A 19,185-nucleotide genomic window follows, 5' to 3' on the forward strand; every position below is an offset into this window, starting at 1 on the left:
GGGGCCTCTCAGGAATGCGCTTCGGTTAGGTTGGTCAACTCAGGCCCCTTGCTTGGCGGCTCTTTGAGTACTACACGCTTGATCGGGCCGACGATGACCAGATAGCTGAACACCGCCACCAGCGCGTTGGCGCCGACAAACACCAGGGCCCACTTGAACGAGCCGGTGGTGCTGATGATGTAGCCGATGACAATCGGCGTGGTGATCGACGCGAGGTTACCGAAGGTGTTGAACAAGCCGCCACTGAGACCGGCGATTTGTTTCGGCGAGGTGTCGGACACGACCGCCCAACCCAGTGCGCCGACGCCCTTGCCGAAGAAGGCCAAGGCCATGAAGCCCACCACCATCCATTCAACGTCTACATAGTTGCACGCGATGATGCTGCTGGAGACCAGCAGACCGGCAATGATCGGCGCCTTGCGGGCGAACGTCAGCGAATGGCCTTTGCGCAGCAGGTAGTCGGAAATCACCCCGCCCAGCACGCCACCGATAAACCCGCAGATCGCCGGCAACGAGGCGATGAAACCGGCCTTGAGGATGGTCATGCCGCGATCCTGCACCAGGTACACCGGGAACCAGGTCAGGAAGAAGTAGGTGATGCCGTTGATGCAGTACTGGCCCAGGTACACGCCAAGCATCATGCGGTTGGTCAGCAACTGACGGATGTAATCCCACTTCGGACCGTCGGTTTTCTTACCCTTGCCCTTGTCCTGATCCATATCGACCATCGCGCCATTGGCGGCGATGTGATTGAGCTCGGCTTCGTTGATCATCGGGTGCTGGCGCGGGCTGTGGATAACTTTCAGCCAGATCAGCGAGAACACGATGCCGATCACGCCCATCACGATAAACACGTGCTGCCAGCCGAAGCGGTAGACGATCCAGCCCATCAGCGGCGCGAACAACACCGTGGCGAAGTACTGCGCCGAGTTGAAGATCGCCGAGGCCGTACCGCGCTCGGCGGTCGGGAACCAGGCGGCAACAATGCGCGCGTTGCCCGGGAAGGACGGCGCCTCGGCCAGGCCCACCATGAAGCGCAGCATGAACAGCGCAACCACTGCGGTGGAGACACCGAACTCACCGACATAGCCTTGCAGCACGGTGAACAGTGACCAGGTGAAGATGCTCAGGGCATAGACTTTTTTCGAGCCGAATCGGTCCAGCAGCCAGCCGCCGGGGATTTGCCCGGCCACGTAGGCCCAACCGAATGCGGAGAAGATATAACCGAGGGTGACCGCGTCGATGCCGAGGTCTTTTTGCAGGCTGGAGCCCGCGATTGCAATGGTGGCCCGGTCGGCATAGTTGATCGTGGTCACCAGGAACAGCATGAGCAGGATCAAATAGCGGACATGGGTCGGCTTGGTCGCTTGCATGTAGAAGTACTCCCACTAATTATTTTTTTTGCGGGTAATGGTTTTCTGTTTTTTGTCGTGGGGACCGGCAGGCCTCCGGCCCCCACTGGGTGTTGCGTATTACGAACCGATGTAGCTGGTTTTCACCACGGTGTAGAACTCCTGGGCATAGCGACCTTGCTCCCGCGAGCCATAGGACGAGCCTTTACGGCCACCGAATGGAACGTGGTAATCCACACCTGCGGTCGGCAGGTTGACCATCACCATCCCCGCCTGGGAGTGGCGCTTGAAGTGGTTGGCGTACTTCAACGACGTGGTGGCAATGCCCGCCGACAAACCGAACTCGGTGTCGTTGGCCATGGCCAGTGCCGCCTCGTAGTCCGCCACGCGCACGACGTTGGCGACCGGGCCGAAGATCTCTTCACGGCTGATACGCATGGCGGCTTCGCTGTCGGCAAACAGCGTTGGCGCCAGGTAGTAGCCTTCGGTGTCGCAGGTGACCAGGCCGCCACCGCTCACCAGCCGCGCGCCTTCGCTTTGGCCGATGTCGATGTACTTCATGTCCTGGTCCAGTTGAGCCTGGGAAACCACCGGGCCGATGTCGGTGCCGCTTTTCAGCGCGTGGCCGACCTTGATCGACTTCATGCGCTCGGCCATGGCCGCGACGAACTGGTCGTGGATACCGGCGGTGACGATCAGGCGGCTGGACGCCGTGCAACGCTGGCCGGTGGAGTAGAACGCGCTCTGTACCGACAACTCGACGGCCTGCTTGAGATCGGCGTCGTCGAGAATGATCTGCGGGTTCTTGCCGCCCATTTCCAACTGCACTTTGGCTTGGCGCGATACGCAGCTGACAGCGATCTGGCGACCCACACCGACGGAGCCGGTGAAGCTGATGCCGTCGACTTTCGGGCTGTTGACCAGCACATCGCCCACCACACGGCCGCTGCCCATTACCAGGTTGAACACACCGGCAGGGAAACCGGCCCGGGAGATGATCTCCGCCAGGGCCCAGGCGCAGCCCGGTACCAGTTCAGCCGGCTTGATCACCACGCAGTTGCCGTAGGCCAGGGCCGGGGCGATTTTCCAGGCGGGAATGGCGATCGGGAAGTTCCACGGGGTGATCAGGCCGACCACACCGAGGGCTTCACGGGTGACTTCCACGTTGACGCCCGGGCGTACCGACGGCACGTAGTCGCCGGACAACCGCAGGCATTCACCGGCGAAGAACTTGAAGATGTTACCGGCGCGGGTCACTTCGCCGATGGCTTCCGGCAGGGTCTTGCCTTCTTCACGGGCCAACAGGGTGCCGAGTTCTTCGCGACGGGCGAGGATTTCGCTGCCGACTTTATCCAGGGCATCGTGGCGAGCCTGGATCCCGGAAGTGGACCAGGCCGGGAATGCGGCACGGGCGGCGTCGATGGCGGCGTTGACCTGGGTGACGTCGGCCTTGGCGTATTCACCAATGACATCGGACAACTCCGACGGGTTGAGGTTGACGCAGTAGTCGGCGCCGGCAACCCATTCACCGTTGATGTAGTTCTCAAAACGCTTTACTTGGGACACGAATCTTCTCCTGACGCAAAAGGCCGCTGATTGCTCAGCGGCCTTGTGGATAATTTATTGCGGACCTTGCTTGTCGATCAGCGCGGCCAGGGCTTCGTATTCTTCCGGCAGCAGATCGGTCAGCGGCGTGCGCACAGGGCCTGCGTCATAGCCGACGATTTTTGCACCCGCCTTGACGATGCTCACGGCATAACCGGCCTTGCGGTTACGGATGTCCAGGTACGGCAGGAAGAAGTCGTCGATGATCTTGGCGACGGTGGCGTGATCGTCCTTGGCAATGGCGTGGTAGAAATCCATCGCGGTTTTCGGGATGAAGTTGAACACCGCCGAGGAGTACACCGGTACGCCCAGGGCCTTGTAGGCAGCGGCGTAGACCTCTGCGGTCGGCAGGCCGCCGAGGTAGCTGAAACGATCGCCCAGACGGCGGCGGATCGACACCATCAACTCGATGTCACCCAGGCCATCCTTGTAGCCGATCAGGTTCGGGCAGCGCTCGGCCAGACGTTCCAGCAGCGGAGCGGTCAGGCGGCACACGTTGCGGTTGTAGACCACCACACCGATCTTGACCGATTTGCACACCGCTTCAACGTGGGCGGCAACGCCATCCTGGCTGGCTTCGGTGAGGTAGTGCGGCAGCAGCAGCAGGCCTTTGGCGCCCAGGCGCTCGGCTTCTTGCGCGTACTCGATGGCCTGGCGGGTCGAACCACCGACACCGGCGAGGATCGGCACGCTGGTAGCGCAGGTATCAACGGCGGTCTTGATCACTTGGGAATATTCGCTGGCGGCGAGGGAGAAAAACTCACCGGTGCCGCCCGCTGCGAACAAAGCAGTGGCGCCGTAGGGGGCCAGCCATTCCAGGCGCTTGATGTAGCCCGCCTGGTGGAAGTCACCCTGGGCGTTGAAATCGGTCACCGGGAAAGACAGCAGACCGTGGGAGAGGATGGACTTCAGTTCTTGTGGATTCATTATTCGAACACCCTGGGCGAAGACTTTCTATTGAAAGGTTGTTGGTTTTGTTGATGTCGTACGTCATCGTACAACTATAAATAATTTCGTCAACTGCAATTCATCGGCGTTGTGCACTTGAGGGAGTTGAAAGGCTTGGGCAGCGGTGTTCTTGACGTAGGAAATTATTCCTCTATGCTCGGCATAACTGTATATACATACAGCAATCAAGGAAGATTCCTACGACATAGCAAGGAGCTAACATGTCAGGTCCTGAACTCGCAGCACCCGCAAAAAAACCACCTACCCTGCGCTTCGAAGGCGGTGAACACACCGCCATCGGCGACGATACGCTGTTGCGCTTCAGCAAGGACGCCCCGGCAATCCCCGCGCGGCAAGTCGAACTGCACCTGCCCAACGGGTTGGCACTCACCTACGGCCAAGTGATCGCCCTGGGCGGTGACTTTTATGGTATCCCCGGCCAGCCCATCAACGAGGGCACCTCACCTGCCGATCGTATGCAACGTTTCAGCGCCGCGTTCAACTCACTGGCCGTGCTGCCGGCCTCGCGGGACGAAGCGCCGAAGATCCTGGCGGTGATGCAAAAAGAGATCAACGCGGTCAACCAGGCGATCAAGGACGGCAAGCAAGCCCATGAAGCCTATGATGCCCTGGGTGATACATTGTCCGAGGAATGGAACCGCATCACCGGTGGCGGCAGCGCGGTGTCGGCATTGATCCCACTTGGACGCTACCTGAAGCTGGCGGCGGACAACGCCGACCACTTCGGCGAATGGGCGATGGCGGCCTACCTGGCGGGGCATACAGCCGCCTTGCAACAGGCTGTAGTGGCCCACCAGACCGGTACCGATCAGGCATTGGAACTGGCCTACGCCATGAACGGCTTTGCCGATCACTTCTTGACCGATCTATTTTCTGCCGGCCACCTGCGCGTGCCGCGCAAACAGCTGGCGGCGGTCGTCACTCCGGGCGAACTGGGCTCGCTGATCAGCCGCTTCATGCACGATGAAGACAGCAAGTTCGGGCTCAAGGTGCGCAATGCCATGGGTGACGAGTGGCATGCCTATGGCGACAAACGCTATTTCGACAGTATCGACGCAGCCAATCGGGCACCGGTCAAACGCGCCGTTCAGGCATCCGCTGATGAGATCTTCGAAACCTTCATCAGTGGCGTTGCGCCCTCCCCGGCCAACTTCAAGGCACCGCTGTATGTGCCGGATCTGAATGCCGCGCAGAACCCGGCGAATAACTTTTCGCCGCTGTTCAAGATGGAGGGCGACAAGGTGCTGCGACGCAAGGACGTGAATGACCTCAACGACAAGCACTGGACCAATGATTGGTGGGGGTGGAGTACGTATTTGCTGCTTAAGGATTACAAGCCGAATACGCCGTTGCCTTAACGACCATTCGTCGTAACTGTGAGTTCTGACAGTTACGCTGAACTTCAATGAAGAGGATAACGCCGCGTAGAAGTCAGGCTCTCTGACTTCTACGCCGAGGAGCACGCGATCATGCCATATGAAGCCCCAAGCCTTGTCGGCTCCACTTCGTCGAACGCAGCCGAAGTGAGCCTGAAGACAAGCACACAATTCGAATTTTCCGTTCCCGAGCCGAATGATATTCCGGCTAACGCCACACTAGGCCTGCTTGTCGGATCAGAGTCTGAATCGGACAACCTTAGAAAGAGGTTCACACCAGCGGGAAGGTATGATGCAGACAACGACGAGGTTGTGAAACTGGCTGACCTCAGGCTCTATCTGTCCTCCGACGACCTGAAGAACTACGTCAACTTGACCACGCAAGTTCGATACCTGGTACGTGCCGAATGGGGAAGCGAAGAGTCAAAGCCATTAACGATAACAGTCCTGCCGTGAAACGAACTCAACCGCGCTGCGCCTCCGCCTCTTCATGGGCATGGCGCAGCCGCTCACGGCTATTGGTCAGGTGCAAGCGCATCGCCGCCCTCGCCGCATCCGAATCCTGGCGGGCAATCGCCTCATAAATTTCTTCGTGCTCGCGGCTCAGGCGCCCCATGTAGTGCTGGTGGTCATCATGGGCCAGGCGTGCCGAGTTCAGGCGCGTACGCGGGATGATGCTGGTGCCCAGGTGGGTCATGATGTCGGTGAAGTAGCGGTTGCCGGTGGACAACGCAATTTCCAGGTGGAATGCGAAGTCCGAGGCCACTGCATCACCGGCGTGCGCCGCGCTTTCATTCAGGGCATCGAGGGCCGCGCGCATGGCGGCCAGCTGTTCATCGCTACGGCGCAGTGCGGCCAGCCCGGCGGATTCCACTTCCAGGCTGATACGCAGTTCGAGAATCGCCAGCACGTCACGCAAAGTGACTACCGTAGCCGGGTCGATTCGAAAGCCGCTCGGGCTCGGCGTGTCGAGCACAAAGGTGCCGATACCATGACGGGTTTCCACCTGCCCCGCCGCCTGCAAGCGGGAGATGGCTTCGCGGACCACGGTGCGGCTGACGCCATGGGCGTCCATGATCGCCGATTCGGTGGGCAGCTTGTCGCCACGCTTGAGTTGGCCGTCGCGGATCTGCTCGGACAACACCGTGACCAATTCCTGGGCAAGGCTGCGGCGCTTGCGGGGAAGACGAGGGGCGGTGCTGGCGTTTTCCATTTGGAGTCATCTATCTCGGTTGGGTAAAGAGGCATCATAGCCCATGGTGGTTGTACGATCACCGTTCAGTCGCGACTTTCACTCATATCCTGCGTGCAAAAAAATGCCTCGATACGGATCGAGGCATTTTTCCAGCGCACCCGAAGGCGAACGCCGCTTACTTCACCACTTTCAGACTCGGCCGACCGCTTGGACGCGGTGGCTCGCTATCCGGTGGCGGCACATCATCGCCGTCTTCCTCTTCAATCACTTCGTCGTCCTCGAAAGGCGACTCCAGATCGAACACCATGCCTTGGCCGTTCTCCCGGGCATAGATGCCGAGGATAGCGCCAATCGGCACGTACAGCGTGTGCGGCACACCGCCGAAACGCCCTTCGAAGCTGACCGCTTCATTGTCCATGTGCAGGTGGCGCACGGCACTGGGTGATACGTTCAACACAATCTGCCCGTCACTGGCAAACCCCTGCGGTACCTGAACCGCAGGAAACTCGGAATTGACCAGCATGTGCGGGGTGCAATCGTTATCCACAATCCACTCATAGAGCGCGCGGACCAGGTAAGGTCGACTGGAGTTCATCAACGGCTCCTTAAGCCTTAGCGCATATCGCGTTCGACACCAGACAGACTTGCCTGGAAAGCCTCACGCGCAAACTGGCGCTCCATGTAATCAAGCAACGGCTTGGCCGGCCGTGGCAGTTCAATGCCCAGAATCGGCAAGCGCCAGAGTATGGGTAATAGGCAGCAATCCACCAAGCTTTGTTCCTCGCTGAGGAAAAAAGGTTTATCGGCGAACAACGGCGAAACACCGGTCAGGCTCTCGCGCAATTCCTTGCGCGCCTGCACCCGAGCGGCTTCTTTGCTGCGGGTATCCAGGATCAAATCCACCAGCCCGCACCAATCTCGCTGGATCCGATGGATCAGCAGGCGGCTGTTGGCACGGGCCACCGGATACACCGGCAGCAAAGGCGGATGCGGGTAACGCTCATCCAGATATTCCATCACCACGGTTGACTCCCACAACGCCAGGTCACGATCGACCAGGGTGGGCAAGCTGCCGTAAGGGTTCACTTCGATCAGTTTCGGCGGATGACGACCCACCTCCACACTGATGATCTCGGCGCTGACACCCTTCTCTGCGAGTACGATGCGTACTCGGTGGGAATAGTGGTCGGCGGGGTCGGAGTAACAGGCCAACCGATTGGTCACGCCCATGGCGGTCCTCCTCGCTTGTTGAAATTATGGAAAGCTCAAAAACGAGCGCGCCCAGAAAGCATCTCTGCAGCCTCTGGAAAGTCCAGGTCGCTACGGGTTAGAGATGCCGCTGGGCGCGCAAGATTAACAGCAATTGCTTACGGTTGGATCAATGCACATCCTTCCAGTATTCGCGTTTAAGCAGATAAGCGAATACGAAGAAGAAAGCCAGGTACAGCAAGACATACGTCCCGATGCGCTGGTGTTGCAGTTTGACGGGGTTGGCCGAATAGGCCAGGAAGGTCACCAGATTCTTGACCTTCTCGTCAAACTGCTCGTCAGTCAACGAACCAGGGGTTTCTATCTTCAGTTGATCGCACGCTTCATGAGTCAAAGGCGTCCCGGTCAACGGATCATATTGCTTCTTGCCGTCTTCGACGACCTGAACCTGCTTGCATCCTACCACTTGCTTGCCTTGCAGGCCGACCAGAACGTTAGGCATGCCGACGTTCGGGAACACACGGTTGTTCACGCCATAAGGGCGCGCCGGGTCCTCGTAGAAGGATTTCAGGTAGCCGTAGAGCCAGTCGGTGCCGCGTACACGTGCCACCAGCGTCAAGTCAGGCGGTGCTGCGCCGAACCAGGTCTTGGCGTCGGCAGGCTTCATGCCGATATTCATGTGGTCGCCGATCTTGGCACCGGTGAACACCAGCTTCTCCAGCATCATTTCATGGGGGATACCGAGGTCATCGGCCACCCGCTCGTAACGCTGGAACTTGGCGCTGTGGCAGCCCATGCAGTAGTTGGCGAACGTACGCGCGCCGTCTTGCATAGCCGCCTTGTCAGACACGTCGATATCGACTTTTTCCAGTTCCGGGCCGCCGTGTTCGGCAGCGAAGGACAGTAGCGGCAGCGCCGCAAGCATCAATGCAACGAATAATTTTTTCATCAGCCAGTCACCCTTTCCGGAACCGGTTTGGTCTTCTCGAGCCGGGTGTAGAACGGCATCAGAATGAAGTAGGCGAAGTACAGGAAGGTGCAGACCTGCGACAGCAGCGTACGCTCAGGGGTCGGCGCCAATACGCCCAACACGCCCAGAATCACGAATGCTATGCAGAACACCCACAGCCAGATTTTGCTCAGCCAGCCTTTGTAGCGCATGGACTTGACCGGGCTTCGGTCGAGCCACGGCAACACGAACAGCACCGCAATGGCCGCGCCCATGGCGATGACGCCCATGAGCTTGTCGGGGATCGCCCGCAAGATCGCGTAGAACGGCGTGAAGTACCAGACCGGGGCAATGTGCTCAGGTGTCTTGAAGGCGTTCGCCTGTTCGAAGTTCGGCTTCTCGAGGAAATAACCACCCATCTCCGGGAAAAAGAACACGATCGAGCAGAACACGAAGAGGAACACGACCACGCCGACAATGTCTTTCACGGTGTAGTACGGGTGGAACGGGATGCCATCCAGCGGGATGCCGTTCTCGTCCTTGTGCTTCTTGATGTCAACGCCGTCCGGGTTGTTGGAACCCACTTCGTGCAGCGCCAGGATGTGCAGCACCACCAGGCCCAGGATCACAATCGGCAGCGCCACGACGTGCAGGGCGAAGAAGCGGTTCAGGGTGATACCGGAGATCAGGTAGTCACCACGGATCCACTGGGTCAGGTCGTTGCCGATGACCGGAATGGCACCGAACAGCGAGATGATCACCTGGGCGCCCCAGTACGACATCTGGCCCCATGGCAGCAGGTAGCCCATGAAGGCTTCCGCCATCAGCGCCAGGTAGATCAGCATGCCGAACACCCACACCAGCTCGCGGGGCTTCTGGTACGAACCGTAGAGCAAGCCACGGAACATGTGCAGGTAGACCACGATAAAGAACGCTGAAGCGCCGGTGGAGTGCAGCAGGCGCAGGATCGAGCCGTACTCGACGTCACGCATGATGTATTCGACGGAAGCAAACGCCTCTTCCGCCGACGGGGTGTAGCTCATCGTCAGCCAGACACCGGTGACGATCTGGTTGACCAGCACCAGCAGTGCCAGGGAGCCAAAGAAGTAGAAGAAGTTGAAGTTCTTCGGGGCGTAATACTTGCTGAGATGGTCTTCCCACATTTTAGTAGCGGGGAAGCGTGCATCGACCCAATCCATGAACTTGCTCATCACGCGTTCTCCTTATCGAGGCCAATGACAATGAGGTCGTCAGTTTCGTAGGTATGCGGAGGCACGGGCAGGTTCAAGGGAGCGGGCTGGGACTTGTAGACGCGACCCGCCAGATCGTAGTGGGAGCCGTGGCAGGGGCAGAAATAACCACCGACCCAGTCTTTACCCAGATCGACTGGGGCAACTTCCGGGCGGAAGGTGGGTGAGCATCCCAAGTGGGTACACAGGCCGACCAGCAGCAGAATCTCTGGCTTGATCGAACGTGCTTCGTTTTTGGCGTAGGCGGGTTGGTCGGATTTCTCAGATTTGGGGTCAGACAGCTGGCCTTCGATCTTTTTCAGATTTCCCAGGATTTCCTCCGTACGACGAACAATGAATACCGGCTGGCCGCGCCACTCAGCAATCATCTGCTGGCCTGGTTCGATCTTGCTGATATTCACCTTCACCGGTGCACCTGCGGCTTTCGCCTTGGCACTGGGAAACCATGACCCCACGAACGGGACCGCAGCCCCCACCGCTCCTGCAGCACCCACCACGGATGTGGCTGCTACCAAGAAGCGACGCCGGCCTGCATTCACGCCGTCATTGCTCATTCAGTCCTCTCCCATCAGCTTTTTGGCCTGTTAAATCAGGCGTCTACTAAGTATTAAATCTGAACTTATAAAAATTTTGCCGAATGGTAATGAAAAGCCCCACGTCTGACAAGGGAATTGCCCGGGGCTCCGCCTCCAGGCCTTGTAGTATAGGGGGTCTACGGATGTGGCAAGTTGTCACGGTGAAAAATGTGCATAAATCGCAGCCAATAAAAAACGCCCAGCTCCGTAAGGAGGCTGGGCGTTTTTGTGGAACGTAAAGCGAATTAACGCTTCGAGTACTGCGGACGCTTACGCGCTTTACGCAGACCGACTTTCTTACGTTCAACTTCACGGGCATCACGAGTCACGAAGCCAGCTTTGCGCAGAGCGCCACGCAGAGTTTCGTCGTACTGCATCAGAGCGCGAGTGATACCGTGGCGGATTGCGCCAGCTTGACCACTTACACCGCCACCGATAACGGTGACATAGATGTCGAACTTTTCAACAGTCTCGGTCAATTCCAGCGGCTGACGAACTACCATGCGGGCAGTTTCGCGACCGAAGAAGTTGTCCAGAGTGCGGTTGTTGATCGAGATGTTACCAGTGCCCGGACGCAGGAAAACGCGTGCGGTTGCGGTTTTGCGACGGCCAGTGCCGTAATTTTGAGTCGCCGACATAATGAACTATTCCGTTAAAACTTCAGTTCTTGGGGCTGCTGAGCAGCATGAGGGTGTACAGCGCCCGCATAGACTTTCAGCTTGCGAAACATATCGCGACCCAGTGGGCCCTTCGGCAGCATGCCTTTGACCGCGATTTCGATCGGGGCTTCAGGCTTCTTGGAGATCAGGCCTTCAAAGTTGGAAGACTTGATACCGCCTGGGAAACCGGAGTGACGGTAGTACATTTTGTCTTGCGCTTTGTTGCCGGTAACACGTACCTGCTCAGCGTTGATGATCACGATGTAGTCACCGGTGTCAACGTGAGGGGTGTACTCAGGCTTGTGCTTGCCACGCAGACGGCTGGCGACTTCAGTGGCCAGACGACCCAGGGTCTGACCAGCGGCGTCGACGACAAACCAGTCGCGCTGAACTGTTTCCGGTTTTGCAGTAAAAGTTGTCATTCTTTAATAGCCTCAGGGGCCGCCCTGTAAATTAGACGGCGGATCTTACTGAATAGTGCTTACTTTGACAAGTCAAAGGCAGCCGGATACAGACGCTATCGGGGGCTCGGGTCGGCGCGTCCGTTCAACGGCAAGATTCTTCGGCAGGCGGCGCATCACTTCCACTGCAGAAAGAGGTGGGCAATTATGCAGATTGCGAAAAAAAATTCAACCTGCTTTTATGATTGTTTTCCCTGAAGGAGTACCCGATGGATTATCGACAGCTGGGCCGTACGGATCTGAACGTGAGCGCGATAGCCCTGGGCACCATGACGTGGGGCGAGCAGAACAGCGAGGCAGAGGCCTTCGCGCAGATCGAACGGGCCAAGGCGGCGGGGATCAACTTCCTCGATACCGCGGAAATGTACCCGGTGCCGCCCAAGGCCGACACCTATGCCACCACCGAACGCTATATCGGCAATTACTTCAAAAGCCGCGGCGACCGCGGCGACTGGATCCTCGCCAGCAAGATCGCCGGCCCCGGCAACACTATCGACTACATCCGCGATGGCCACCTGCGCCACAACCGCAAGCACATCGTCGAGGCACTGGACGCCAGTCTCAAGCGCCTGCAAACCGACTGGATCGACCTCTACCAGTTGCACTGGCCGGAGCGCAGCACCAACTTCTTCGGCCAACTGAGCTACAAGCACAAGGACGAAGACGACCTCACCCCGCTGGAGGAAACCCTCGAAGCCCTGGACGAGCAGGTCAAGGCCGGTAAGATCCGCAATATCGGCCTGTCCAATGAAACCCCGTGGGGCACCATGAAATTCCTGGCCCTGGCCGAAGCCCGTGGCTGGACCCGCGCGGTATCGATCCAGAACCCCTACAACCTGCTCAACCGCAGCTTTGAAGTGGGCTTGGCCGAAGTGGCCATCCGTGAGCAATGCGGCCTGCTGGCTTACTCGCCCCTGGCGTTCGGCATGCTCAGTGGCAAGTACGAAGGTGGCGCACGCCCGGCCAAGGCGCGCCTGACCGAGTACAGCCGCTTCAGCCGCTACTTCAACCCGCAGTCGGAGGCGGCGTGCAGCCGTTATGTGGCACTGGCGCGGGAGCATGGCCTGGATCCGGCGCAGATGGCGTTGGCGTTCGTGACCCAACAACCGTTCGTGACCAGCAACATTATTGGCGCAACGTCGCTGGAGCAACTGGACAGCAACATCGCCAGTGCTGATCTGAAGCTGTCGAAAGAGGTGTTGGAAGGGATTGAGGCGATTCAGAAGGATCATCCGAATCCTGCGCCTTGATTGATCTGTAGAGCGCTATCGGGGGCCTGCCCCCGATGACGCATTCAAGACCAGCAAAAATCAAAGCGCCCGCGCAATGATCTCCTTCATGATCTCGTTGGTCCCCGCATAAATCCGCTGCACCCGCGCATCCGCCCACGCCCGCGCAATCGGGTATTCCCACATGAAGCCGTAGCCGCCGTGCAACTGCACGCACTCGTCCAGCACCTTGCATTGCAGGTCCGTGGCCCAGTACTTGGCCATCGCGGCAGTGGGCACATCCAGCTTGCCTTCCAGGTGCAGCGCCATGCATTTGTCGACGAATACGCGGCCGATCTGAATCTCCGTGGCCATCTCCGCCAGCTTGAAACGGGTGTTCTGGAAGTCGGCAATCGCCTTGCCGAACGCCTTGCGCTCACGGGTGTATTCCAGGGTCCACTGCAACGCCGCCTCGGCAGACGACAGCGCGCCAATCGCGACAGTCAGACGCTCCTGGGGCAATTCCTGCATCAAGTAGGCGAAGCCCATGCCGGCCTGGCCCAGCAGGTTTTCCTTGGGCACCCGCACGTCCTGGAAGAACAGCTCCGAGGTGTCCTGGGCCTTCATGCCGACCTTCTCCAGGCGCTTGCCCTTGGCGAAGCCGGGCGTATCGGACTCCACCAGAAACAGGCTGGTGCCCTTGGCACCGGCCTTGGGATCGGTCTTGGCGACCACGATCACCAGCTCAGCCAGGTACCCGTTGGTGATAAAGGTCTTGGAGCCATTGATCACATACTCATCACCGTCCAGCACCGCGGTGGTCTTGACCCCTTGCAAGTCGGACCCGGCACCCGGCTCGGTCATGGCGATGGCCGTGACCATCTCACCGGAGATCAACTTGGGCAGGTACTTGTGCTTCAGCGCTTCACTGCCGTAATGCAGGATGTAGGGCGCGACAATGTCCGAATGCAGGGAAAAGCCGATGCCGGTCAGGCCCAGGCGACTGATCTCTTCGATCACTACTGCGCTGTAGAGAAAGTCCGCGCCCAGCCCGCCGTATTCCTCCGGCAGATGGGAACACAGCATCCCCGCCTCCCCCGCCTTGCTCCACAGGTTACGGTCGATGTAGCCCTGCTTCTCCCATTGCCCGTGAAACGGTGCAGCGTCTTTTTCAAGAAAGGTGCGCACGCTCTGGCGGAAGAGTTCGTGCTCCGGGCTGAACAAGGTTCTCGGAATCATGGGTCACCTGCGTGGATTGTCGGACAAGGACGAGCCCACAGAGCCTATGCCCCGATGGCGTCACAGGACACTGGACACATGCGACAAAAAATAAGACGATCCAGCCGTCTGGTGACCACTTTCCCCTATAAGAATAAATGAAATTATGTCTAACCAAATCTCCACGCCATTGCGGCGCGTCAGCATTTTGGCCATTGATCGGGTATTCGCTTCGACCCTGATGCAAGCCAAGGACTTCTTCCATCTCGCCAGCCTGCGTTATGGCAAACAGCAAGGCCTGGGCCTGACCCCAGCGTTCGAAACACGCCTGGTGAGCCCCGACGGAAAATCGGTGCGCAGCTTCAGTGACGTGATCATGCCGGTGGACGGCGGCCTGGAAGACGCCGACATTATCGTGCTACCAGCCTTCTGGGATGACTTCGATGCCCTGTGCGCGCGCTACCCGCAAGTGCTGCCGTGGCTGCGCGAACAGCATGCACGGGGCGCGGTACTCTGCGGCGAAGCCACCGGGGTGTTCTGGCTGGCCGAAGCCGGCCTGCTCGATGGCAAGGAGGCGACCACCTACTGGCGTTTCTTCAACGCGTTCGGCGAACGCTTCCCCAAGGTCCAGCTCAACCAGGACAAGCACCTCACCGACGCCGACAACCTGTATTGCGCCGGCGGCACCACCTCGGCGTGCGACCTGTATATCTACCTGATCGAACGCTTCTGCGGCGCCAACATCGCCCAGGCCGTGGCCCGCGACATCCTCTACGAAGTGCAGCGCAGCTACTCGCCGGGACGTATCGGTTTTGGCGGCCAGAAGCTGCACCAGGACGTGATCATCCTGCAGATCCAGCATTGGCTCGAAGAGCACTTCGCCGACAAATTCCGCTTCGAAGACGTCGCCCGGGAACACGGCATGAGCATCCGCAACTTCATGCGCCGCTTCCAGACCGCCACCGGCGACAAGCCGCTGCATTACCTGCAACGGCTGCGTATCGAGACGGCCAAGGGCCTGCTCTCGGGCAGCCGCAAGAGCATCAAGACCATCAGTTATGAGGTGGGTTACGACGATGCGAGTTTCTTTGCGCGGTTGTTCAGGCAGCACACGGAGCTGTCACCGAATCAATATCGGCAACAGTTTCAGCAAGCCGCATAAAATAGGGGTATACACAGGGTAAATGTGGGAGGGGGCTTGCTCCCGATTGCGATGGATCTGTCAACTTCTACAGTGACTGACACTCCGCGATCGGGAGCAAGCCCCCTCCCACATTTGATCTGCATTGATCTTAAGGTTTGTGACCGCGCGACAGGAACTCGTGGGACTGCATTTCCAGCAAGCGGCTCAGGGTGCGTTGGAACTCGAAATTCAAGCGGCCACCGGTATAAAGATCCTTGAGCTCGACTTCGGCCGAGATGATCAACTTGACGTTACGGTCGTAGAACTCGTCGACCATGTTGATAAACCGTCGTGCGATGTCGTCGGTGGTGACGCTCATCTGCTCCACGCCGCTGAGGATCACTGCGTGGAAGATCTTGCCCAGTTCGATGTAGTCGTTCTGACTGCGTGGGCCGTCGCACAGTTGGCGGAATTCGAACCAGGCCACGTCATCGCAGGTACGCAGGGCGATGATTTCGCGGTTCTCGATCATCAGCTTGTCGTTTTCCACCGCCTGGGTGCATTCCGGCGTGAGGGCGCGGAAGCTTTTGCGCAGGCTTTCGTGCGCCGCTTCGTTCAGCGGAAAATGGAACAACTCCGCCTGTTCGAGGTGACGCAGACGGTAGTCGACGCCGCTGTCGACGTTGACGATCTCGGTGTTCTGCTTGATCAGCGCAATGGCCGGCAGGAAGCGCGCGCGCTGCAGGCCGTCCTTGTACAGGCCGTCGGGCACGATGTTCGAGGTCGCGACCAGGGTCACGCCGTTCTTGAACAGCTCTTCCATCAGGGTGCCGAGGATCATGGCATCGGTGATATCGGAGACGAAGAACTCATCGAAGCAAATGACCCGCGCTTCATCGGAGAAACGCTTGGCGATGATGGTCAGCGGGTTTTTCTCGCCCGGCAAGGTCTTCATCTCTTCGTGCACGCGCTTCATGAAGCGGTGGAAGTGTGTCCGTACCTTTTCCTTGAACGGCAGCGCTTCAAAGAACGTATCGACCAGGTAGGTCTTGCCCCGGCCCACGCCGCCCCAGAAATACAGGCCCTTGACCGGCGTGTGGTCTTTCTTGCCGAACAGCTTGCTGAGCATCCCCGGCTTGCTTTGCGAGGCCGCAACCAGGTCGTCGTACAGGCGCTGCAAATGACGCACCGCCGTTTCCTGGGCCGCGTCATGGAAGAATTCAGGGCGTTTCAGATCAGCTTGGTATCGTTCTAGGGGCGTCATAATTTCGTTAGCAAGGCAACAAAAACGGGCCGTCACTGTAACGACGGCCCTGGATAATGGCAATCAACCCTTGGTCGGGTTAATCCTCGATTGGGGTCAACGCAATGCGCAGGGCTGCAATGGCGGCATCACGGGATGCGGCATCGGCGAACTCGGCGCTGTCGGCCACTGCGGCACCGTCCAGCCATACGCTGAAGCTCAGGGCCTCGCTGCGTACGTCCAGCGCAGCACCACTTTGCAGTTGCTTGGTGACTGCGCCGGCCGCTTTACCATCGGCAAAATTGCGCGACAGCAGCAATTGCTCGCCATCGGCGGCCAACAAGCGGAAGCGGAAGCTGCCGTCGTCTTCACGGAAGCTCACGAAACGCGCGGCCTTCGCGGCCTTCTTCTTGACCGCGACCGGCGCTGCTGCCTGTTCGACGAACGAACGCAGGCCCACCGCTTCACGCAACTCGGCCAGGAATGGCGCGGCGACGGCACGGGCTTTCCTGGCGCCGACCTGCAACAGGTCTTCCATGTCCGAAGGGCGCGACATCAACTGGTGGTAACGCTCGCGCGCTTCGCCGAGCTGACCATCAAGCAGCTGGAACAGACGGTTCTTCGCCTCGCCCCAGCCCAGGCCTTGCAGCAGTTCGGCGCGGAATTCTTCTTCCTGGGCCTTGCTCGCAAACGCCTGGTACAAGGTGAACAGGTGTGAGTTATCCGGGTCCTTGGCTTCGCCAGGGGCGCGCGAGTCGGTGACGATGCGCGAGATGGCGTCTTTCATGTCCTTGGCGCTGGTGAACAACGGGATGGTGTTGTCGTAGCTCTTGGACATCTTGCGGCCATCCAGGCCCGGCAAGGTGGCAACGCTTTCCTCGATCAACGCCTCGGGCATGGTGAAGAATTCTTTACCGTTGCCGAACAGGTGATTGAAGCGCTGGCCGATGTCGCGGGCCATTTCCACGTGCTGGATCTGGTCGCGGCCCACCGGCACTTTGTGCGCGTTGAACATCAGGATGTCCGCCGCCATCAGCACCGGGTAGCTGTACAGGCCCATGGTGATGCCCGCATCCGGGTCTTCGCCGGTCTCCACGTTCTTGTCCACCGAGGCCTTGTAGGCATGGGCGCGGTTGAGCAGCCCCTTGGCGGCGACGCAGGTCAGCAGCCAGGTCAGCTCGGGGATTTCCGGGATGTCGGACTGACGATAGAAGGTCACCCGGTTCACATCCAGGCCACCGGCCAGCCAGGTCGCGGCGATTTCCATACGCGAGCGCTGGATGCGCTGCGGGTCATCGCATTTGATCAGGGCGTGGTAGTCGGCCAGGAAGTAGAAGGAGTCGGCATTGGCATCCTGGCTGGCCAGGATCGCCGGGCGGATCGCACCAGCGTAGTTGCCCAGGTGCGGCGTGCCGGTGGTGGTGATGCCGGTGAGGATACGGGTACGAGTCGTCATGGGTAATCGCTTATCAGACTGCTATCAATTCGAGAGGCGCGGCAGCACCAGATCCTTGAGATCGGTGAGCTTGCCATGAAAAAAGTGCCCGCATTCTGCCACTTTCAGCAGCTCATGGGGGCGTTTCAAGGCGGCGGACCAGTCGTAGACGGTTTGCGGGTCGACCACTTCGTCGGTTTCCGGCTGGATCAGGGTCAACGGGCAGCTGTGGGGCAGCACATCGGTATCGCGCAGGCGCATCACCGCCGCGGCGACCATGAACAGGTGCGCGAGCTTTTCGCCTTTGGCTTCCAGGCGGCCGCCGAGGCTGGCCGCCACGTAGCCGCCAAAGGAAAAACCGAGCAGGGTGATCGGCAGGTCGGGGTGCTTTTCACGCAGCCAGGTGGCAGCCGCTTCGGCATCGTCCACTTCACCGGTGCTCATGTCGTGGGTGCCGGCACTCGCGCCGACGCCACGGTAATTGAAACGCAAAGTAATCAACCCGGCATCGCGAGCCGTGCGTTGCAGGGTCGAAACGACTTTATTGAGCATGGTCCCGCCCTGCACCGGATTAGGGTGGCAGATCAGCGCCAGGCCACGTGGCTCGGGGTGATCCAGGTACAGGGCTTCCAATTGGCCTACCGGGCCATCGATCAAAACGGGGGTTTCACGCATGAGCAAGGAATGAACTCCGTGACCTCTCAAAGGGTCGACTCGTCTAGCTAAAAGTCTGTGCATGGCATCATTGCGAGCTTAATCGCGGTATACAGCGCAGGTTTGAGCCGTTAACGTAAAGCAAAGCCGTTTATAGAGGAAGGACTCGTGGAACACTCGCTCTTAGTTTGGTTGTTGCCGACTCTCGCCTTGGTTGCCGGTGTCGCCATTGGATTCCTGGTTGCCCGCCTGCTGCCGAATGCCGCGCCTAACCGCACGCAGCGTCAGTTGGATGACATTCAGGAACGTTTTGACAGTTATCAGAACGAGGTTGTTACCCACTTCAACAGCACCGCGACCCTGGTCAAGAAACTCACCCAGAGCTACCAGGAAGTACAGGATCACCTCGCCGATGGCGCAAACCGCCTGGCCCTCGACGACATCACCCGCCAGCGCCTGCTGGCCGCGCTGCATTCCGATGCACCGCAAACTCCACGGGAACGCCTCACTCCCCCCCGGGAAAACCAGGAGCCGCCACGGGACTACGCGCCAAAAACGCCAAACGCCCCAGGCATGCTGGATGAGCATTACGGCTTGAAGAAGTAAGTTATTTTCAAGCAATAGAAAAGCCCGGTTGATCGCTGATCAACCGGGCTTTTTGTTGGCCTCGCTCTTGCGGGAGGGGGGCTTGCCCTCTCCCACAT

General features: G+C 59.2%; 20 protein-coding genes. 5 read left to right on the top strand and 15 right to left on the bottom strand.

All coding sequences use genetic code 11. The features are described from left to right. Positions 1–8: 8 nt before the first annotated feature. The 3 genes from V3W40_RS04605 to kdgD form a co-directional block, all read right to left on the bottom strand. Complete coding sequence (locus tag V3W40_RS04605; protein ID WP_027604835.1) at positions 9–1,373, bottom strand: MFS transporter; 1,365 nt, start codon at positions 1,371–1,373, stop codon at positions 9–11. A gap of 99 nt (positions 1,374–1,472) precedes the next feature. Next, positions 1,473–2,918: an aldehyde dehydrogenase family protein gene (locus V3W40_RS04610; protein WP_027604836.1), complete on the bottom strand. Its 1,446-nt coding sequence runs from the start codon at positions 2,916–2,918 to the stop codon at positions 1,473–1,475. A 54-nt stretch (positions 2,919–2,972) separates the two neighbouring features. Continuing rightward, a complete protein-coding gene (gene kdgD, locus V3W40_RS04615; protein WP_027604837.1) occupies positions 2,973–3,884 on the bottom strand; it encodes a 5-dehydro-4-deoxyglucarate dehydratase in 912 nt (303 codons plus the stop codon). A 242-nt stretch (positions 3,885–4,126) separates the two neighbouring features. On the opposite strand from kdgD, the gene V3W40_RS04620 reads away from it, so the two are divergent. Together V3W40_RS04620 and V3W40_RS04625 are read left to right on the top strand one after the other, a co-directional pair. Continuing rightward, positions 4,127–5,284: a phospholipase gene (locus V3W40_RS04620; RefSeq protein ID WP_330214523.1), complete on the top strand. Its 1,158-nt coding sequence runs from the start codon at positions 4,127–4,129 to the stop codon at positions 5,282–5,284. A gap of 111 nt (positions 5,285–5,395) precedes the next feature. Beyond that, positions 5,396–5,758, top strand: coding sequence for a hypothetical protein (locus V3W40_RS04625; RefSeq protein WP_330214524.1), 363 nt, complete (start codon positions 5,396–5,398; stop codon positions 5,756–5,758). Between the two features lie 7 nt (positions 5,759–5,765). On the opposite strand, the gene V3W40_RS04630 is transcribed toward V3W40_RS04625, so the two are convergent. The 8 genes from V3W40_RS04630 to rplM form a co-directional block, all read right to left on the bottom strand. Beyond that, positions 5,766–6,515, bottom strand: a complete 750-nt coding sequence (locus V3W40_RS04630; protein WP_053131606.1) for a FadR/GntR family transcriptional regulator — start codon at positions 6,513–6,515, stop codon at positions 5,766–5,768. 157 nt (positions 6,516–6,672) lie between these two features. Next, the gene (locus V3W40_RS04635; protein ID WP_065924310.1) at positions 6,673–7,092 is read right to left on the bottom strand and encodes a ClpXP protease specificity-enhancing factor; all 420 of its coding nucleotides are present in this window, start codon (positions 7,090–7,092) and stop codon (positions 6,673–6,675) included. Between the two features lie 17 nt (positions 7,093–7,109). After that, positions 7,110–7,727, bottom strand: a complete 618-nt coding sequence (locus tag V3W40_RS04640; protein WP_027604841.1) for a glutathione S-transferase N-terminal domain-containing protein — start codon at positions 7,725–7,727, stop codon at positions 7,110–7,112. Positions 7,728–7,875: 148 nt separating this feature from the next. Then, positions 7,876–8,655: a cytochrome c1 gene (locus tag V3W40_RS04645; RefSeq protein WP_027604842.1), complete on the bottom strand. Its 780-nt coding sequence runs from the start codon at positions 8,653–8,655 to the stop codon at positions 7,876–7,878. Next, complete coding sequence (locus V3W40_RS04650) at positions 8,655–9,866, bottom strand: cytochrome b (RefSeq protein WP_003171746.1); 1,212 nt, start codon at positions 9,864–9,866, stop codon at positions 8,655–8,657. The genes V3W40_RS04645 and V3W40_RS04650 overlap by 1 nt, the downstream gene beginning before the upstream one ends. Further along, positions 9,866–10,459 (bottom strand): ubiquinol-cytochrome c reductase iron-sulfur subunit, encoded by a 594-nt coding sequence (gene petA, locus V3W40_RS04655; protein WP_027604843.1) that lies wholly within the window; start codon positions 10,457–10,459, stop codon positions 9,866–9,868. The genes V3W40_RS04650 and petA overlap by 1 nt, the downstream gene beginning before the upstream one ends. 266 nt (positions 10,460–10,725) lie before the next feature. Beyond that, positions 10,726–11,118: a 30S ribosomal protein S9 gene (rpsI, locus tag V3W40_RS04660; RefSeq protein WP_003171743.1), complete on the bottom strand. Its 393-nt coding sequence runs from the start codon at positions 11,116–11,118 to the stop codon at positions 10,726–10,728. A gap of 14 nt (positions 11,119–11,132) precedes the next feature. Further along, positions 11,133–11,561: a 50S ribosomal protein L13 gene (gene rplM / locus V3W40_RS04665; RefSeq protein WP_003171742.1), complete on the bottom strand. Its 429-nt coding sequence runs from the start codon at positions 11,559–11,561 to the stop codon at positions 11,133–11,135. Positions 11,562–11,809: 248 nt separating this feature from the next. Between rplM and V3W40_RS04670 the strand changes: the two genes are divergently transcribed. Next, on the top strand, positions 11,810–12,850 hold the full coding sequence (locus tag V3W40_RS04670; protein WP_330214525.1) for an NADP(H)-dependent aldo-keto reductase: 1,041 nt from the start codon (positions 11,810–11,812) through the stop codon (positions 12,848–12,850). 60 nt (positions 12,851–12,910) lie between these two features. On the opposite strand, the gene V3W40_RS04675 is transcribed toward V3W40_RS04670, so the two are convergent. Beyond that, the gene (locus V3W40_RS04675; protein WP_065924312.1) at positions 12,911–14,047 is read right to left on the bottom strand and encodes an acyl-CoA dehydrogenase family protein; all 1,137 of its coding nucleotides are present in this window, start codon (positions 14,045–14,047) and stop codon (positions 12,911–12,913) included. A 220-nt stretch (positions 14,048–14,267) separates the two neighbouring features. Here V3W40_RS04675 and V3W40_RS04680 point away from each other — a divergent pair, with 220 nt between their 5' ends. Continuing rightward, positions 14,268–15,188 carry a GlxA family transcriptional regulator gene (locus tag V3W40_RS04680; protein WP_169899207.1) on the top strand — a complete coding sequence of 307 codons (921 nt, stop codon included), beginning with the start codon at positions 14,268–14,270 and terminating at the stop codon, positions 15,186–15,188. A gap of 130 nt (positions 15,189–15,318) precedes the next feature. Here the strand turns inward: V3W40_RS04680 and zapE are convergent, their stop codons facing one another. The 3 genes from zapE to V3W40_RS04695 all read right to left on the bottom strand — a co-directional run bounded on the left by zapE (position 15,319) and on the right by V3W40_RS04695 (position 18,502). Beyond that, on the bottom strand, positions 15,319–16,413 hold the full coding sequence (gene zapE, locus V3W40_RS04685; protein WP_053131627.1) for a cell division protein ZapE: 1,095 nt from the start codon (positions 16,411–16,413) through the stop codon (positions 15,319–15,321). A 79-nt stretch (positions 16,414–16,492) separates the two neighbouring features. Beyond that, complete coding sequence (locus tag V3W40_RS04690; protein WP_065924313.1) at positions 16,493–17,848, bottom strand: tryptophan--tRNA ligase; 1,356 nt, start codon at positions 17,846–17,848, stop codon at positions 16,493–16,495. Positions 17,849–17,872: 24 nt separating this feature from the next. After that, positions 17,873–18,502 (bottom strand): alpha/beta hydrolase, encoded by a 630-nt coding sequence (locus V3W40_RS04695; protein WP_065924314.1) that lies wholly within the window; start codon positions 18,500–18,502, stop codon positions 17,873–17,875. Positions 18,503–18,649: 147 nt separating this feature from the next. Between V3W40_RS04695 and V3W40_RS04700 the strand changes: the two genes are divergently transcribed. Further along, positions 18,650–19,087, top strand: coding sequence for a YhcB family protein (locus V3W40_RS04700; protein ID WP_003171734.1), 438 nt, complete (start codon positions 18,650–18,652; stop codon positions 19,085–19,087). Positions 19,088–19,185 lie beyond the last annotated feature (98 nt).

Source organism: Pseudomonas sp. AM8 (genome assembly GCF_036346475.1).
GTDB lineage: Bacteria > Pseudomonadota > Gammaproteobacteria > Pseudomonadales > Pseudomonadaceae > Aquipseudomonas > Aquipseudomonas marginalis.

Bases quoted from the DNA above. Each gene is read 5' to 3' on its own strand.
- rpsI (WP_003171743.1), bottom strand. From the start codon at position 11,118: ATGTCGGCGACTCAAAATTACGGCACTGGCCGTCGCAAAACCGCAACC.
- V3W40_RS04650 (WP_003171746.1), bottom strand. From the start codon at position 9,866: ATGAGCAAGTTCATGGATTGGGTCGATGCACGCTTCCCCGCTACTAAA.
- petA (WP_027604843.1), bottom strand. From the start codon at position 10,459: ATGAGCAATGACGGCGTGAATGCAGGCCGGCGTCGCTTCTTGGTAGCA.
- V3W40_RS04605 (WP_027604835.1), bottom strand. From the start codon at position 1,373: ATGCAAGCGACCAAGCCGACCCATGTCCGCTATTTGATCCTGCTCATG.
- V3W40_RS04635 (WP_065924310.1), bottom strand. From the start codon at position 7,092: ATGAACTCCAGTCGACCTTACCTGGTCCGCGCGCTCTATGAGTGGATT.
- V3W40_RS04620 (WP_330214523.1), top strand. From the start codon at position 4,127: ATGTCAGGTCCTGAACTCGCAGCACCCGCAAAAAAACCACCTACCCTG.
- V3W40_RS04680 (WP_169899207.1), top strand. From the start codon at position 14,268: ATGCAAGCCAAGGACTTCTTCCATCTCGCCAGCCTGCGTTATGGCAAA.
- V3W40_RS04690 (WP_065924313.1), bottom strand. From the start codon at position 17,848: ATGACGACTCGTACCCGTATCCTCACCGGCATCACCACCACCGGCACG.
- rplM (WP_003171742.1), bottom strand. From the start codon at position 11,561: ATGACAACTTTTACTGCAAAACCGGAAACAGTTCAGCGCGACTGGTTT.
- V3W40_RS04695 (WP_065924314.1), bottom strand. From the start codon at position 18,502: ATGCGTGAAACCCCCGTTTTGATCGATGGCCCGGTAGGCCAATTGGAA.
- V3W40_RS04645 (WP_027604842.1), bottom strand. From the start codon at position 8,655: ATGAAAAAATTATTCGTTGCATTGATGCTTGCGGCGCTGCCGCTACTG.
- V3W40_RS04675 (WP_065924312.1), bottom strand. From the start codon at position 14,047: ATGATTCCGAGAACCTTGTTCAGCCCGGAGCACGAACTCTTCCGCCAG.
- V3W40_RS04625 (WP_330214524.1), top strand. From the start codon at position 5,396: ATGCCATATGAAGCCCCAAGCCTTGTCGGCTCCACTTCGTCGAACGCA.
- V3W40_RS04670 (WP_330214525.1), top strand. From the start codon at position 11,810: ATGGATTATCGACAGCTGGGCCGTACGGATCTGAACGTGAGCGCGATA.
- V3W40_RS04630 (WP_053131606.1), bottom strand. From the start codon at position 6,515: ATGGAAAACGCCAGCACCGCCCCTCGTCTTCCCCGCAAGCGCCGCAGC.
- zapE (WP_053131627.1), bottom strand. From the start codon at position 16,413: ATGACGCCCCTAGAACGATACCAAGCTGATCTGAAACGCCCTGAATTC.
- kdgD (WP_027604837.1), bottom strand. From the start codon at position 3,884: ATGAATCCACAAGAACTGAAGTCCATCCTCTCCCACGGTCTGCTGTCT.
- V3W40_RS04640 (WP_027604841.1), bottom strand. From the start codon at position 7,727: ATGGGCGTGACCAATCGGTTGGCCTGTTACTCCGACCCCGCCGACCAC.